This is a genomic window from Pseudomonas sp. USHLN015 (assembly GCF_037153275.1).
In the GTDB taxonomy this organism is placed as follows: Bacteria; Pseudomonadota; Gammaproteobacteria; order Pseudomonadales; family Pseudomonadaceae; genus Metapseudomonas; species Metapseudomonas tohonis.
Window position 1 is genome coordinate 388812 of record NZ_JBBCKP010000002.1, and the last position, 14871, is coordinate 403682.

The 14871-nt window shown below is 64.9% G+C and carries 18 protein-coding genes; 4 read left to right on the forward strand and 14 right to left on the reverse strand.

Going from position 1 to position 14871, the window contains the following annotated elements; all coding sequences use genetic code 11:
- Positions 1 to 12 precede the first annotated feature (12 nt).
- On the reverse strand, positions 13 to 792 hold the full coding sequence (gene fpr / locus WFQ67_RS04955; protein WP_111261748.1) for a ferredoxin-NADP reductase: 780 nt from the start codon (positions 790 to 792) through the stop codon (positions 13 to 15).
- A gap of 123 nt (positions 793 to 915) precedes the next feature.
- On the opposite strand from fpr, the gene WFQ67_RS04960 reads away from it, so the two are divergent.
- Positions 916 to 1842, forward strand: a complete 927-nt coding sequence (locus WFQ67_RS04960; protein WP_173171789.1) for a LysR family transcriptional regulator — start codon at positions 916 to 918, stop codon at positions 1840 to 1842.
- Here the strand turns inward: WFQ67_RS04960 and WFQ67_RS04965 are convergent, their stop codons facing one another.
- The gene (locus WFQ67_RS04965; RefSeq protein WP_337056280.1) at positions 1843 to 2211 is read right to left on the reverse strand and encodes a diacylglycerol kinase; all 369 of its coding nucleotides are present in this window, start codon (positions 2209 to 2211) and stop codon (positions 1843 to 1845) included.
- Between the two features lie 73 nt (positions 2212 to 2284).
- Complete coding sequence (erdR, locus tag WFQ67_RS04970) at positions 2285 to 2935, reverse strand: response regulator transcription factor ErdR (RefSeq protein ID WP_111261750.1); 651 nt, start codon at positions 2933 to 2935, stop codon at positions 2285 to 2287.
- Between the two features lie 126 nt (positions 2936 to 3061).
- Between erdR and WFQ67_RS04975 the strand changes: the two genes are divergently transcribed.
- The gene (locus WFQ67_RS04975; RefSeq protein ID WP_397468685.1) at positions 3062 to 4048 is read left to right on the forward strand and encodes a DMT family transporter; all 987 of its coding nucleotides are present in this window, start codon (positions 3062 to 3064) and stop codon (positions 4046 to 4048) included.
- Here WFQ67_RS04975 and WFQ67_RS04980 read toward each other — a convergent pair.
- The 3 genes from WFQ67_RS04980 to WFQ67_RS04990 form a co-directional block, all read right to left on the reverse strand.
- On the reverse strand, positions 4039 to 4752 hold the full coding sequence (locus tag WFQ67_RS04980) for a tRNA-uridine aminocarboxypropyltransferase (protein WP_213625894.1): 714 nt from the start codon (positions 4750 to 4752) through the stop codon (positions 4039 to 4041). The two genes, WFQ67_RS04975 and WFQ67_RS04980, sit on opposite strands and share 10 nt — an antisense overlap.
- A complete protein-coding gene (locus tag WFQ67_RS04985; RefSeq protein ID WP_213625895.1) occupies positions 4749 to 5660 on the reverse strand; it encodes a carbon-nitrogen hydrolase family protein in 912 nt (303 codons plus the stop codon). The genes WFQ67_RS04980 and WFQ67_RS04985 overlap by 4 nt, the downstream gene beginning before the upstream one ends.
- A 93-nt stretch (positions 5661 to 5753) precedes the next feature.
- Positions 5754 to 7454 (reverse strand): OmpP1/FadL family transporter, encoded by a 1701-nt coding sequence (locus WFQ67_RS04990; protein ID WP_173171777.1) that lies wholly within the window; start codon positions 7452 to 7454, stop codon positions 5754 to 5756.
- Positions 7455 to 8168: 714 nt separating this feature from the next.
- On the opposite strand from WFQ67_RS04990, the gene WFQ67_RS04995 reads away from it, so the two are divergent.
- Positions 8169 to 8585, forward strand: a complete 417-nt coding sequence (locus WFQ67_RS04995; protein ID WP_173171775.1) for a quorum-sensing-regulated virulence factor family protein — start codon at positions 8169 to 8171, stop codon at positions 8583 to 8585.
- 9 nt (positions 8586 to 8594) lie between these two features.
- Here the strand turns inward: WFQ67_RS04995 and WFQ67_RS05000 are convergent, their stop codons facing one another.
- Complete coding sequence (locus tag WFQ67_RS05000; protein WP_111261756.1) at positions 8595 to 8789, reverse strand: hypothetical protein; 195 nt, start codon at positions 8787 to 8789, stop codon at positions 8595 to 8597.
- Between the two features lie 364 nt (positions 8790 to 9153).
- Here WFQ67_RS05000 and WFQ67_RS05005 point away from each other — a divergent pair, with 364 nt between their 5' ends.
- Positions 9154 to 10233: a TIGR00730 family Rossman fold protein gene (locus WFQ67_RS05005; RefSeq protein WP_263150858.1), complete on the forward strand. Its 1080-nt coding sequence runs from the start codon at positions 9154 to 9156 to the stop codon at positions 10231 to 10233.
- A gap of 51 nt (positions 10234 to 10284) precedes the next feature.
- On the opposite strand, the gene recX is transcribed toward WFQ67_RS05005, so the two are convergent.
- The 7 genes from recX to WFQ67_RS05040 form a co-directional block, all read right to left on the reverse strand.
- Positions 10285 to 10752 carry a recombination regulator RecX gene (gene recX / locus WFQ67_RS05010; protein ID WP_173171771.1) on the reverse strand — a complete coding sequence of 156 codons (468 nt, stop codon included), beginning with the start codon at positions 10750 to 10752 and terminating at the stop codon, positions 10285 to 10287.
- A 5-nt stretch (positions 10753 to 10757) separates the two neighbouring features.
- Entirely contained in the window at positions 10758 to 11807 is a 1050-nt protein-coding gene (recA, locus tag WFQ67_RS05015) for a recombinase RecA (RefSeq protein ID WP_111261759.1), read from the reverse strand.
- A gap of 85 nt (positions 11808 to 11892) precedes the next feature.
- Positions 11893 to 12405: a CinA family protein gene (locus WFQ67_RS05020; protein WP_337056281.1), complete on the reverse strand. Its 513-nt coding sequence runs from the start codon at positions 12403 to 12405 to the stop codon at positions 11893 to 11895.
- 331 nt (positions 12406 to 12736) lie between these two features.
- Positions 12737 to 13249, reverse strand: a complete 513-nt coding sequence (locus tag WFQ67_RS05025) for a lysis system i-spanin subunit Rz (RefSeq protein ID WP_337056282.1) — start codon at positions 13247 to 13249, stop codon at positions 12737 to 12739.
- A complete protein-coding gene (locus tag WFQ67_RS05030; RefSeq protein WP_337056283.1) occupies positions 13246 to 13722 on the reverse strand; it encodes a hypothetical protein in 477 nt (158 codons plus the stop codon). Before WFQ67_RS05030 ends, WFQ67_RS05025 begins: the two co-directional genes overlap by 4 nt.
- A gap of 44 nt (positions 13723 to 13766) precedes the next feature.
- On the reverse strand, positions 13767 to 14246 hold the full coding sequence (locus WFQ67_RS05035; RefSeq protein WP_337056284.1) for a hypothetical protein: 480 nt from the start codon (positions 14244 to 14246) through the stop codon (positions 13767 to 13769).
- Complete coding sequence (locus tag WFQ67_RS05040; protein WP_337056285.1) at positions 14243 to 14818, reverse strand: hypothetical protein; 576 nt, start codon at positions 14816 to 14818, stop codon at positions 14243 to 14245. The genes WFQ67_RS05035 and WFQ67_RS05040 overlap by 4 nt, the downstream gene beginning before the upstream one ends.
- Positions 14819 to 14871: the final 53 nt, after the last annotated feature.

Sequence of the window (14871 nt, forward strand, 5' to 3'; positions counted from 1 at the left end):
AGCTGGCAGCGCTTACTTCTCGACGAACGCACGCTCGATCAGGTAGTCGCCGGGCTCGCGCATGCGCGGGGAGATCTTCAGGCCGAAGCTGTCGAGGACCTGGCTGGTCTCGTCGAGCATGCTCGGGCTGCCGCAGATCATCGCGCGGTCGTCCTGCGGGTTGATCGGCGGCAGGCCGATGTCGGTGAACAGCTTGCCGCTGCGCATCAGGTCGGTCAGGCGGCCCTGGTTCTCGAAGGGCTCGCGGGTGACGGTGGGGTAGTAGATCAGCTTGTCACGCAGTGCTTCGCCGAAGAACTCGTTCTGCGGCAAGTGCTCGGTGATGAACTCGCGGTAGGCGACTTCGTTCACGTAGCGCACGCCGTGGACCAGGATCACCTTCTCGAAGCGCTCGTAGGTCTCCGGGTCCTGGATCACGCTCATGAAGGGCGCGAGGCCGGTGCCGGTGCTCAGCAGGTACAGGTGCTTGCCGGGGTTGAGGTCGTCGAGCACCAGCGTGCCGGTGGGCTTCTTGCTGATGATGATCTCGTCGCCTTCCTTCAGGTGCTGCAGCTGGGAGGTCAGCGGGCCGTCCGGCACCTTGATGCTGAAGAACTCCAGGTGCTCTTCCCAGTTGGGGCTGGCGATGGAATACGCACGCATGAGCGGGCGGCCGTTGGGCTGCTGCAGGCCGATCATGACGAACTGGCCGTTCTCGAAGCGCAGGCCCGGGTCGCGGGTGCACTTGAAGCTGAACAGCGTGTCGTTCCAGTGGTGAACGCTGAGGACGCGCTCGGAGTTCATGTTGCTCATTTACGGGGGCTCCGAAAATTTGGATGTCGCCAGCGCCTCGGGGCGCAATTGCGCGACATTGTATTGATAGCCACAATATCTGTTAACTGGATTATCAAGATATAGGTTATCGGTTATATCGATATGCGATTCACACTCCGTCAACTCCAGGTATTCGTCAGTGTCGCCCAGCAGGGCAGCGTTTCCCGTGCCGCCGAATCGCTGTCGCTGTCGCAGTCCGCTGCAAGCACCTCGCTGACCGAGCTGGAGCGGCAATCCGGCTGCCAGCTGTTCGATCGCGTCGGCAAGCGCCTCAGCCTCAACGCCCTGGGCCACCAGTTGCTGCCCCAGGCCGTGGGGCTGCTGGACCAGGCCCGGGAGATCGAGGCGCTGCTCAACGGCAAGAGCGGCTTCGGCTCCCTCGCGGTCGGCGCCACGCTCACGGTGGGCAATTACCTGGCGACGCTGCTGATCGGCAGCTTCATGCAACGCCACCCGGAGTGCCAGGTGAGGCTGCATGTGCAGAACACGATGAATATCGTCCAGCAGATCGCCCACTACGAACTTGATCTGGGTCTAATCGAAGGCGATTGCCAGCATCCGGATATCGAGGTCCTGCCTTGGGTGGAGGACGAACTCGTGGTGTTCTGCGCCCCCGGCCATCGCCTGGCCGAGAGCGGCCAGGCCTCGCTGGAGGAACTCAGCCGCGAGGCCTGGATCCTCCGCGAGCAGGGCTCCGGCACGCGCCTGACCTTCGACCAGGCCATGCGTCACCACCCCACCCCGCTGAACATCCGCCTGGAGCTGGAGCACACCGAAGCGATCAAGCGTGCCGTGGAGTCGGGGCTGGGTATCAGCTGCATCTCGCGGCTGGCGCTGCGCGACGCCTTCCGCCGGGGCAGCCTGGTGCCGCTGGAGACGCCGGGGATCGACCTGCGCCGGCAGTTCTACTTCATCTGGCACCGGCAGAAGTACCAGACCGCGGCGATGCGTGAATTCCTCGACCAGTGCCGCGAACTGACGGCGGGCGTGCAACGCAGCGACCAGATCGTGCTGCCATCGATCGCCTGATCAACCCAGGAGGATGGTGGCCCAGACGGCGGCGATCAGGCTCAGGGCGACGAACTGGGCAGCGCTGCCCATGTCCTTGGCGCTCTTCGACAGTGGGTGGCGATCCAGGGAGATGCGGTCGATGGCCGCCTCCACCGCCGAATTGAGCAGCTCGACGATCAGCGCCAGCAGGCACGCGGCGATCATCAGCGCACGCTCGCCACGGCTGACGTCGAGGAAGAAGGTGACGGGGATCAGCACGGCGTTGAGCAGCACCAGCTGGCGGAACGCGGCTTCGCCGGTGAAGGCAGCGCGCATGCCGTCCAGGGAATAGCCGGCGGCATTGAGGATACGCTTGAGGCCGGTCTGGCCCTTGAATGGCGATGACATAGAGGCGGGACTGCTTGGTAAGGAGGCCGCAGGCTAACCCGCGACGAATCAAATTTGCGTGAAAACCGCCGGCTCAGGCCGAGGGAATCGATTCCATCTGTTGCAACAGCAATGCGGCCTGGGTGCGGGTGCGCACGCCGAGCTTGCGGAAGATCGCGGTGACGTGGGCCTTGACGGTAGCCTCGGACACGCTGAGCTCGAAGGCGATCTGCTTGTTCAGCAAGCCCTCGCAGACCATGGTCAAGACGCGGAACTGCTGCGGGGTCAGGCTGGCGAGGCCGGCGCTGGCCGCCTTGGCCTCGGCGGAAACCGCAACGCTTTCCTCCACCTGCGGCGGCCACCAGGCATCCCCATCGAGCACCGCGCGCACGGCGCTCTGGATCACTTCCAGGGGGCTGGACTTGGGGATGAAACCGCTGGCGCCGAATTCGCGGGAGCGGACCACCACGGCCGCCTCTTCCTGGGCGGAAATCATCACCACGGGAATCTGCGGGTACTGCCCTCGCAACAGCACCAGGCCGGAGAAACCGTAGGCGCCGGGCATGTTCAGGTCGAGCAGGACGAGGTCCCAGTCGGCCTTTTCAGCCAGGCGCGATTCGAGTTCGGCGATGCTGGCCACCTCGACCAGCCGCACATCCGGGCCGAGACCGAGGGTCAGGGCCTGGTGCAAGGCACTGCGGAACAACGGGTGATCATCGGCGATGAGGATTTCGTATGCGGCCATGGGCGAGTCCTTTTTCTTGTGGGCCCAGAGATGCTGCCGATCCTGTCGGAAACACCCGGCACGGGGGAGGTGCCGCCTCTGCCAAGCCCTGAATGCTTACGGGTTGGCCGTAAAGCGGCGCCCAGCATGCCGACCCGCAACGGGGTGGTCAAGCAGGCATCTTTACGGCAAAGTCTGCGCCTTTGCCCGTCGAGAATCACCATGCGAAGCCATGCCCTGCGCGCCGATATCCTGATGCTGATCACCGCCGCCATCTGGGGTGCCGCATTCGTCGCCCAACGGCTGGGCATGGATGCCGTCGGGCCCTTCCTCTATACAGGCCTGCGCTTCACCCTCGGCGCCCTGGTGCTGCTGCCACTGCTGTTCCTGCTGCCACGCCCGGCACCGAAAGCGCCACTGAACCGGGGCATGCTGCTGGGCGGCGTGCTCATGGGCCTGGCCCTGTCGCTGGGCATCAACCTGCAGCAGGTCGGCCTGCTGTTCACCAGCGTGACCAACTCGGGCTTCATCACCGGGCTGTACGTGATCATCGTGCCGCTGCTCGGGCTGCTGCTGGGGCACCGCACCGGTACGGGTACCTGGCTGGGCGCCGCGATGGCGGTGGCCGGAATGTTCCTGCTCAGCGTCGGTGACGGCTTCCAGGTCGCCTCGGGAGACTGGCTGCAGCTGGCCGGCGCCTTCGTCTGGGGCGTGCATGTACTGCTGGTGGGCTTCTTCGCCAGCCGCTACGACCCGATCCGCCTGGCCATCCTGCAGTTCATCACCTGCGCGGTGATCAGCATGGTGCTGGCGCTGTTGCTGGAGGAGATCCGCCTCGACGCCATCCTCACCGCCGGCCCGGCGATCCTCTACGGCGGCGTCATTGCCGTGGCCATCGGCTACACCCTGCAGGTGGTGGCACAGAAACACGCGATCGCCTCCCACGCGGCGATCATCCTCTCCCTGGAGGCGGTCTTCGCCGCCATCGCCGGCGCCCTGCTGCTGGACGAGTCGCTGCATGCCCGTGGCTACCTGGGCTGCGGGCTGATGTTCGTCGGCATGCTGGTGGCGCAGCTCTGGCCGCAACCGAAGGTCGCGGCCGAGCGCGCGGAGGCTGCGCCCGCTCAGAGATAGGGCACGAGCGCCTGGTGCGCAGGGCTGGCGAGGTCCAGCGGCAAGGCACGCTTGGCGCCGATGTAGTGCTCGGTGAAGACATCCAGGTAGGCATTGAGCGCCCCCGCGGCGCGTTCGTCGCCGGCCAGCTCCAGGCACAGCGCGGCCACTTCCGCGGTGCACAGGTGCTCGTCGCGGTTGGAGCGGCGCAGGCGGTAGCGGGAGATCTGCTCCGGCTGCAGGCTGAGCACCGGGAAGCGATCCAGGTAGGGACTCTTGCGGAACATCTTGCGGGCTTCGTTCCAGGTGGCGTCGAGCAGGATGAACAGCGGGCGCTTGCCCTCCTCCACCTGCACATCACTGACCACCCGCGACTGCGGCTCGACGTACTCCCCGGGGAATACCAGGTACGGCTGCCATTGCGGGTCGTCGAGCAAGGTGATGATCGCCGGGTCGACTTCGGTGCGTGACCAACTGAAGGCACTGGTGTCGGCCACTGTGTCGGCGATCAGCCAGCCGGTGTTGCTGGGTTTCATCGGCTCCGAGTAGTACATGAACAGGCACATGCCGGAGCGGGCCTCCACCTGTGGGCGCAGGGTGCAGAAACAGTAGGGGGCGATCACCCGGCAACCCGGGCAGCGTGGCGAGCGGGCACCACGGGCGACAAAGGGGCGGGTACTGCGCGCCAGCAGCTCGGCGCGCAGGCGGGAAACGGCGTGACTCATCGGATAGCGGTCCAGGACAACTGATAGAGATCGCGACGCCGGTCCTGGCCGTTACGCACGGCGCCCGCCTCGCGCAGTTGCGCGAGGCGGGCGAGATCCAGGTCGGCGATCGCGAAGGATTCGATATTGGCATCCGCCTGGGCCAGTACGGCATCGGGCGGGAATGGCAGGTCGGCCGGGCTGAAGATCGCCGACTGGCTGTACTGGGTGTCGACGTTGTCCACCCCGCGCAACAGGCCAACGCCGCCGGCGATGGCGACGTAGCACTCGTTCTCCACCGCCCGCGCCTGGGCACAGAGGCGCACACGCAGGTAGCCGTGGCGGGTGTCGGTCCAGAACGGCACGAGGAGTATCTCCAGCCCCTGCTCGCGCAGCAGACGGGGCAGCTCGGGGAACTCCACGTCGTAGCAGACGAGGATGCCGACGCGGCCCACGTCGCTGTCGAACACCTGCAGGCTGTTGCCACCCTCGAGCCCCCAGGCCTCACGCTCGTTGGGGGTGATGTGCAGCTTGGGCTGGCGGTCCTGGCTGCCATCGCGGTGGCACAGCCAGCTCATGTTGAGCATGCGCCCGCCCTCCTCCAGCGGCAGGCTGCCCGGGCAGAGGTTGACCCGGTAGCGCTGGGCCAGGCGCGAGAACGCGGCCAGCAGCGGCTCGGTGTACTCGGCGAGCTTGCGCATCTGCGCCGGGCCCTGGGCGAAGCGCGCGCCCTTGAGCAGGTTGACGTGGAAGAACTCGGGGAACACCGCCAGCTCGACGCCATAGCCGGCGAGGGTCGCCACCGTGTGTTCCAGGGCCTCCAGCAGGGCCGGCAGCTCGCTGCTCTGGCCGAGCGCCCACTGCACGGTGGCGACACGCACGGGGCGACGTTGCTGGGCGAGCGGCAGGGCGGTTTCCGGGCCTGGCATGGCGGGCTCCTGAAGGTCGGGGGAATGCCGCGCAGTTTACCTGCGCCGCCACGGAAAAGGGCGGCCGCCGCCGCCCTTCCGTCACCCCTCGCCTCAGAAGGTGTGGTTGAGTGCCAGGCCGATGAAGTGGATCTGGGTCTTGTACTCGCCCTTGTAGTTGCCACCGTTGCCGGTGCAGCGCACGCCGCTGTCGACATACAGGCCGCCGCTGCCGGGCACCCAGCCGGCCGGGGAGCAGTTGTCGGTGTAGTCCATCTTGCCGGTGTCGAACTGCACGAAGCTGTAGGCGAGGTCCACCGAGGTGTCCTTGAACAGCTTGTAGTTGGCGCCGAAGGACAGCCAGTAGCGATCCGCGTCGGGGAAGCCCGGGTGGCGGGTGGTGGAGCCGCTGACCGGGCTCTTGTCGTAGGCGACACCGGTGCGCAGCAGCAGGTCGTCGCTGTACTGGTAGTTCATCCCCAGGGAGATCTTGTAGGTGTCGTTCCAGTCCTGCTTGACGCTGAGGTCGCCCTCGGTGACGCCATTGAAGTAGGGGTAACCGGCAACCTGGTCGAGCCCCACGCCGATGGTGCCCAGGCGCGAGTGGCGGGTCCAGGTCACGTCGGCCATCAGCGCGACCTTGTCGTTGAGCTGATGGAAGGCGTTGATGGACAGCGACTCGGGGGTGTCGATCGAGGTGCTGGCGTTGGAGTTGGGGTGCAAGCGGGTGGCGGCGAAGTCGCCGGGGTTGATCCAGTTGGCAGGATCGAGCACCTGCTCCAGCGCGTCCTGCGGCGGCAGCGTGATGATCCCGAGGTCGATCCCGCCGCTCAGGTCGGTCGTCGGAGAAGGCACGGCCCCCTGGACACCGGCGAAGCTCCACTTCGACTCACCTTCCAGGGTGTGCTTGATGTGGGAACGGTAGGAGATGCCGAAGCGGGTGAATTCGGTCGGCTCCCACAGGTACCCGATGTTCCAGCCGAAGCCCCAGTCATCGCCCTTGGCGCGGAAATAGCCGTCGCCCTGGACGTTGTCAGCGAAGTTGGAGGCCACGCAATCCACGAAGGAGTCGCCTGTCTGCCCGTCGCAGCTACTGATTTCGGTGGGCACGTTGACGCCATAGAGCAGCGGGATCGCGAACTGCCCGAGAGGCGACGCGGCCAGTTCGGTTACATCCTGGTTGGCGGCGACGAACTGCCCGGCCAACTGCCGTGAAGCCCCCTTCACATCGGCCGCGCCACGCTGGATCGACTTGATGTACTGGGCCGAGACACCGAAGCCGATGCTGTGATGCTCGTTGAAGCGGTAGGCGATGCTGGGGTTGAAGTTGACCGTCTCCAGGCTCGCCGACTGGATGCCGTAGCGGCCGCTCCAGTCCTCTTCGTAATCCAGCTTGGCGCCATAGGGCACGAAGATCCCCAGCCCGACCGTGACCTGGTCGTTGATCTGCTTGGAGAAGTAGAAGTTCGGCGCCGCGGCGGCGTCCGGCAGGTAGGAACCGGCATCGCCATCACCCGTGCCGGTGGGGTTGCCGAACACGTCGGTCGAACCCTTGTCCTCGTATTCGCCCTTGGGGAGCAGGATGCTCAGCCCGCTGGTCATCTGGGTGCCCTTGAGGCGGGCGAGCCCGGCGGGGTTGTAGAAGATCACCGAGGGATCGGCGGCTTCCGCGCCATTGGCATGGGCGGTGCCCTGGGCAGAGACGGATTGCGAACCGAAGTGATACCCGGACGCCAGGACCGGGGGGGTGAATGTAAGCACCAGACTGCCGCCGCAGAACGCGGTGAGCCAGCCGGCAGGACGAGTTATTGTCATTGTTCTCGACTCCCAACTTTTTTGACGGAGCCTCTCGGCACCGTTGAAGCAGCTTTCCTCTTTGGCCGGCACGCAAGTGTTTCCGGGGTTTGGCAGGCCAACCTCACTGGGACGCCGGGGGACGTCCGCTTTTTTGTGACAGTCCGTGTTTTCCACGCTATCCCCGACCTTTAGTCGTGGTGACCCGCCAGGTCGCGCGGTGCGGTAACACCTCGGGGCGGGGTCTCCAAAAGGCTGGCCGAAATCGCCGTTTCGCTTATCCGACAAGGCGTTACGCGGTACGCCCAGCCAAAGCGGCCGGGCGATCCACCGAGCGTTGGCATGCGTGTTACCGATCGTCCCGCCGGCCGGGACTCGCTCCTCGCAGCGGGCTCGCGGCGGCCATCATTTCGCCGCTACGCGCGACGGCGCGAAGAATCGGGAAAGGAGCGCGTTGGCTGGCCAGTCGCCATCCGCCCCTGAAGGGACAGACCGGCCAGGCGGCAATTGATTCAAGCGGTGGATTTCGCGGCGATCGCCACAAGGGTTGGATGCACACCGCTACATGAGGAAGAAACCAGGCGAGGCGGGGTCTGCGGGGGCGGATCGATTGCCTCTTGATCTGCCAGCCGCGCTTGTTCAGGATGCGCCGACGATAACGCCGGACGATTTCAGGTCGCCGCTGAACACCGGCGCCGACCTCGGGTCAAAGGCTGCCAACCGTTGGAGATTTTCATGTCACGCCCCCTCGCAATCGCCCTCGTACTCGCCCTGCCCTTCACTGTCCAGGCTGCCTCGCTGAAGGACTTCGAGCTGACCAAAATGCTGGAAAAAGTGGCCGAGGAAAGCAGCGTCGGGACGCCGCGCGCGATCAACGAGGACATCCTGGACCAGGGTTACACCGTCTCGGGGGCAGAACTCGTGAACCACCTCAGCGTGCGCGAGGCCCACGCGGCGCAGATGCGCGCCAATCCGGACTCCATGCGCGCACAACTGGCCAACAGCGTGTGCCGCAACAACGGCTATCGCCAGTTGCTGGCACGCGGCGCAGCACTGCGCTACGAGTTCAGCGAGTACAAGACCAATCGCCCGATCAGCAACGAGCGCTTCACCGCCTCCGATTGCGGCCTGAGCACCGCACCGGCCAAGTAGGCCCGGCGCTCAGTCTTCGGCGGCGCGTCGCTGCTCGTCATCGGCGCGCAGCTCCGCCAGCAATGCTTCCATATAGCGCGAGCGCCGCAGGCCGCCGTCCAGGCGTCGCTGGCATTCCTCCTCCAGACTGAGGCCATTGGTGTAGGCGGCCTGTTGCAACATGCGATACAGCTCGAGGTCGATCTCCAGACTCAACTTGGGCATGCCTGCCCCTCCCTCCGTATATCCCTAGACGGCACGGACCGATCCGCTGGCCCGAACCTCCCTTGTCCTCGGCTTGCCGATACCTGCAGGTTAGGCGAGGCATGGCACATCTCCACCGCTGCAAAGGGCGGCGCCGACAGATTCCGACAAGCGCGACCGATAGCCGCGGCGAAACAATTGCGCTCCTATGCTTCTGGTATCGACGGACGCCCGCTGGCAAACGACCGGGGGCTGAAGCAAGCTGTATTCCAGCGCTCGCAGGGCGCGCGGATGCGCCTGTGACGTCGATGACGCTCGACGCGATTCGCCCGCCGGCAATGGTGGCTCGAGGATCGCGATGCAGTTGATGAGCAAGGAGAACGCTATGCCTTACGAACCGGACGACTACCTGTCGAGACACTTCCAGACCAGCGGGATCGACCTCAACCAGAAGGTCGACGAACTGGTCAACCTCACGGTCCCGGGCGACAGCCGCAACCTCGCGCTGTACCGGGAAATGGTGATCACCGTGGTGCGCATGGCCCAGGCCGACCGCAACCGCTGGGACGCCAAGATCATGCTGCAGACGCTCCGCGAGATGGAGCACGCCTTCAGCGTCCTCGAACAGTTCAAGCGGCGCCGCAAGGTCACCGTGTTCGGCTCGGCACGTACGCCGGTCGAACACCCCATCTACGACCTTGCGCGCCAACTGGGTAGGGAACTGGCCAAGCTCGACCTGATGGTGATCACCGGGGCCGGCGGCGGCATCATGGCCGCCGCACACGAAGGTGCGGGGTTGGAGAACAGCCTCGGACTCAACATCACGCTCCCCTTCGAACAGCACGCCAACGCCACGGTGGACGGCACGGATAACCTGCTGTCGTTCCACTTCTTCTTCGTGCGCAAGCTGTTCTTCGTCAAGGAGGCGGATGCGCTGGTGCTTTGCCCGGGCGGCTTCGGCACCCTCGACGAGGCCCTGGAAGTGATGACCCTGGTTCAGACCGGCAAGAGCCCGCTGGTGCCGATCGTGCTGCTCGATGAGCCGAACGGCAGCTACTGGAAGGAGGCGCTGGATTTCCTCCATCGCCAGCTGGAGCAGAACCGCTACATCCTGCCCACCGACATGAAGCTGATGCGGCTGGTCCACAGCGCCGAAGAAGCTGCCGATGAAATTGCGCGCTTCTACGGCAACTACCACTCCAGCCGCTGGCTAAAGGGCAGCTTCCTGATCCGCATGAATCACGGCCTGACCGAACCTGCGCTGGCGGAAATCCGAGAAACCTTCGCGGACCTGTGCCTGCAAGGCAGCTTCGAGCAAAGGCCCCATTGCGAGTCGGAGAAGGACGAACCGGAGTTCTGCGATCTCATCCGCCTGGCGTTCACCTTCAACGGACGCGACCACGGGCGCCTGCGCGAACTGATCGACTTCATCAACGAACCGCAGCACTGGGCAACGCACGCCTGAGCCCCAATCCGACGGCCATGCGCGAACGCGCATGGCCCGAGTGGCGGGCAATCAGTCGTCGAGGGATGCGCCGCGCAGCAGGCGGCTGATCATGTCCATGGAATAACCACGGTAGGCGAGATAGCGGCCCTGCTTGGCACGCTCACGAGCATCGGCAGGTCGTTCGCCGCCGAACTTGCGCAACCAGACGTCACGCAGATGACTGCCCCAATCGACATCCGCCTCGCGCAGGGCGGCCTCGATTCCATCCCTGGCCAGGCCACGCTGAGCGAGATCTTCACGAATGCGCTGCGGCCCATAGCCTGCACGGGCACGGCTGGCCACGAAGCTTTCCAGGTAACGGGACTCATCGAGCAGGCCCTCGTCCGCAAGGCGGTCGAGGGCGCTGTCGATCAGTTCGGGAAGAGCCCCCCGTTGACGCAGCTTGCGCGTCAACTCGACCCGCCCATGTTCTCGTCGCGCCAGGAGGTCCATGGCGGCCCGCCGCACAGCGGCGGGGCTATCGAGCACGATGGGCACGGGGTTTAGAAGTCGGCTTCGGTTTCGGCGACTTCGCTGGTGGCAGCGGACTCGCCCTTGATGGCATCACGATTGAGCAACTGCTCGCGGATCAGCTTCTCGATGGCCTTGCCTACTTCAGGGTTGTCTTCCAGGTACTTGGCGGAATTGGCCTTGCCCTGGCCGATCTTGTTGCCCTGGTAGCTGTACCAGGCACCGGACTTCTCCAGGATGCCCTGCTGCACGCCGAGGTCGATGATCTCGCCGTTGCGGTAGATGCCCTTGCCATAAAGAATCTGGAACTCGGCCTGACGGAACGGCGGAGCGACCTTGTTCTTCACGACCTTGACGCGGGTCTCGCTGCCCACAACTTCCTCGCCCTCTTTCACCGCGCCGATACGACGGATGTCGAGGCGGACGGAGGCGTAGAACTTCAGCGCGTTACCACCGGTGGTGGTTTCCGGGCTGCCGAACATCACGCCGATCTTCATGCGGATCTGGTTGATGAAGATGACCAGGCAGTTGGCGTTCTTGATGTTGCCGGTGATCTTGCGCAACGCCTGGGACATCAGGCGGGCCTGCAGGCCGACGTGGGAATCACCCATCTCGCCTTCGATCTCGGCCTTGGGCACCAGGGCGGCCACGGAGTCGACGATGATCACGTCGACGGCATTGGAACGCACCAGCATGTCGGTGATCTCCAGTGCCTGCTCGCCGGTATCCGGCTGGGAAACCAGCAGGTCATCGACATTCACGCCCAGTTTGCCGGCGTAGTCGGGGTCCAGCGCGTGCTCGGCGTCGACGAATGCGCAAGTGGCACCCGCCTTCTGGGCTTCAGCGATCACGGACAGGGTCATGGTGGTCTTGCCCGAGGATTCCGGACCGTATATTTCCACGATACGGCCCTTGGGCAGGCCACCGATGCCGAGCGCGATATCCAGGCCGAGGGAGCCGGTGGAGATGGCCGGAATGGCCTGGCGATCGTGATCACCCATGCGCATTACGGCGCCCTTGCCGAACTGTTTCTCGATCTGGCCCAGGGCAGCCGCCAAAGCACGCTTCTTGTTCTCGTCCATTGAAGTCCTCGCTAATCAAGAGGGCCTGACGGCCACCAACAACTGTATAAGTAGCCAGTATTATTCCATAGGGCAAGTCGCGCGCCTACCCCTCGGACGCTTTTTCTCCTGCAGCTAGTCGGATCATCCCATCCAGGGCCTTGGCCACCGTCTGCTGGCGGACCGACTGGCGATCACCCTCGAACTGGCAGCGGCACGACTGGATGGAACCACCATCGGCCCAGGCCAGCCAGACGGTGCCGACCGGTTTCTCCAGCGAACCGCCATCCGGCCCAGCGACGCCGCTGACCGCCACCGCGAAACGCGCACCGCTGGCCGCCTGGGCGCCCTGGGCCATGGCTTCGACGACTTCGCGACTGACCGCGCCGACGCGACCGAACAGCTCCTGCGCAACCCCCAGCTGGCGGGACTTCTGGGCATTGGAATAGGTGATGTAGCCCGCCTCGAACCAGGCCGAGCTCCCGGGGATACGGGTGATCGCTTCGGCAATGCCGCCCCCCGTGCAGGATTCGGCGGTTGTCACCTGGGCATCGATGAGGCGTAGTTGCTCACCGAGGCGCGCGGCCAGTTCGGTCAGTCGTGAATCGATATCGGACATGTGCACTCCGGGGTTAAAGCGGGCAAGCGGGATACCGTACACTAGCGCCTTTTGCGCGCAAGGCCGGGCATCTTCGCCCTCCTGCCGAACGTCCTTGCCGCCCCACTTTCAAGACAGATGCGCTGACCGATGGCCAAAGATACCCAGGACCTCTCCGACCACACGCCGATGATGCAGCAGTATGGTGATTTGAGAGTTCCGAGCCTTTATTAATCTGCGTTTCCGCATTCGGCTGTCTAATTCTAAGTCCCGAGATAGGGCTCCTAGAGACCGCATAAATCGGGATAGCGGTACTTAGAATTAGACAGCCATCCCCGCCCGTTCTGGGCAACTATTTTCCCTCTTTTCGCAACTCGATTACCCACGCCTGCAGCCCCTTCAGCCTCAAGGCGCAGCGGTCTGCATCTCCGGCGAGGGCGGCAAGATCTGCTGCAGTCGCTGGGTGAAGTTCGGCGTAACGGGCTCCATCATCCACGCCGGCGGCGCCGGGGGCGGCGGGCACTCCACTGCAACTGGCCGGACCTCGGACTTTGACGAGCAGCCGCTGACGGTCAGCAGCGAGATCAGCGCGCAGCCGATCAGTGTTCTCCTGGGCATGTGCCAGCTCCTGATAGTGCTGTTGTTCGGTGAGTTCCAGGCGGCGCTGCAGGTCCGCCTGCTGTTCCTGCTGCGCCTGCAGCTTCCTCGCCGTGGCGCGGTCGATCTCGGCCAGGGTGTTGGCGTGCACCTGGTTGGCGGTGGCCAGCCTTGCCTCCCAGCGCCAGCCGTTCACCAGAGCCCCGGCACCCGCCGCTATGGCGCCGGCGACCACGAACGCCAGCAGGCGGACCTGCTGGGCGGTCACTGCACCGCCTCCACGGCCTGCCGGTAGAGCGCGGGCCAGGTATCAGGGTGCGGCTTCCCGGGTCGCCAGGTGCGCAGGTACATCTCCCATGCCGCTCGCGGCGCCCCGATCTCCGGCAAGGCCATGGGGTCAGTGATCAGCAGCAGGCGCGCCAGGCAGCAGGCCAGGATGTCGTCGGTCTCGATAGCGGCATAGATGGCGTCATCGGTCGGAGGTACGCCCCGGGCCTCGAGCACCTTCGCCGCAGTGCGCATAGTGGCTACGTGGCGCGGGACGCCGTGGACCATGCCCCCGCCCTTCTCCCCCTGCCAGAAGCTCCGCGCCGGCCCGTTGATCTGCCGGCGGTGGAGGAAGCGGCTCTCCTGCAGCCCGATGGCCAGCAGCATCACCTCAGCCTTCTTGCCCGCCATCCGGTCAGGCAGCAGCAAAAACGCCGGGGCGATGATCTCCCGGCGGACCTGTTGTAGATCCATGGTGTTCTCCAGAAACGAAAAGCCCCGCACTTGGCGGGGCTGTGTCAGGCGGCGCAGGCCTGCGGATTGATCTGTCCCGGTCCTAGAACCAGGTTCAGGTACTTGCACCACTGATCGATGGTGCTCGGACTGAGACTCGACGGTGCCGGCAGACCGAGGGCGGCCGCACACCATTCAGAGCAGAACTGTGCGTGCTTGATCGACTGGTTCCGGTTCAGCATCTGCGACAGGATCAGCGATGGCCACCCGTACTGGTCGGAGTCGGTCTTCGCGAAGTAATCCTTGATTCGATTCTCATCGGCCCAGGGTAGATCGAAGATGTCCCAGAGGCGGACATCCAGGCTGATCTGGTCGTCATCAGGCCCGATGGCCTTGCAGCGCACGCCCTTGTCCATTACGGAGCTGGAGTAGCAGAGGCCATCCACCACGAGCTCACAGTGCGAATAGCGGGACCCGGTCCACCAGCGGATGACCGCGTTACCGATCTGTCCCTTCCCTTTGAACATCGCCAGTTGCACGCTCATAGCACCGTCCTCAGTTCGGCCACCGGGCGGCTCATGCCATCCGTGGCAATCTGCTGTAGCTGGAGCAACACCTCGAGGGTGAGCTCGTAGTCGAGCGCCGGCGTGGCGCCGGCCTTGATCTGGTCCTCGTATCGCTGCCGGCGGCCCGTCAGGAACGCGCTCAGCACCTTGAACTGCCGCGATTTCACTAGCGTGCGGCGCAGGTATTCCTCACGCGCCAGCCCGCGCTCGCTGGCCGCCAGGTCGATCCAGGGTGTAGGTGCTCCTTCCGGGTCGGCCACCCAGGCTTTGGACTCCTCGTCCTGTGTCGGCCAGGTGTCCTTCTCCAGCTGAGGATAGTTAGCCGTGAGCGCAGTTGTTGCTGATTCATAGGCCAGATTATTTTTCGACAGCCACTGCGCCCTCACCGCGACTTCATCAACTACGACAGGGCGAAACTCCCCATCCTCGTAGCGGCACCCCTGGCCCACCCAGTCCGGGCACTCCACCCAGAGCAGCGACGGGTTGAACTCGGGCCAGGGGTCGTAGCTGGCCGTCTCCATGACAATGCCGTTCTCGATCCGAGCCCTCATGACAGGTACTCCCTGACGATCACCATTCCAGCGCCGCCGTCGTTACCACCGCC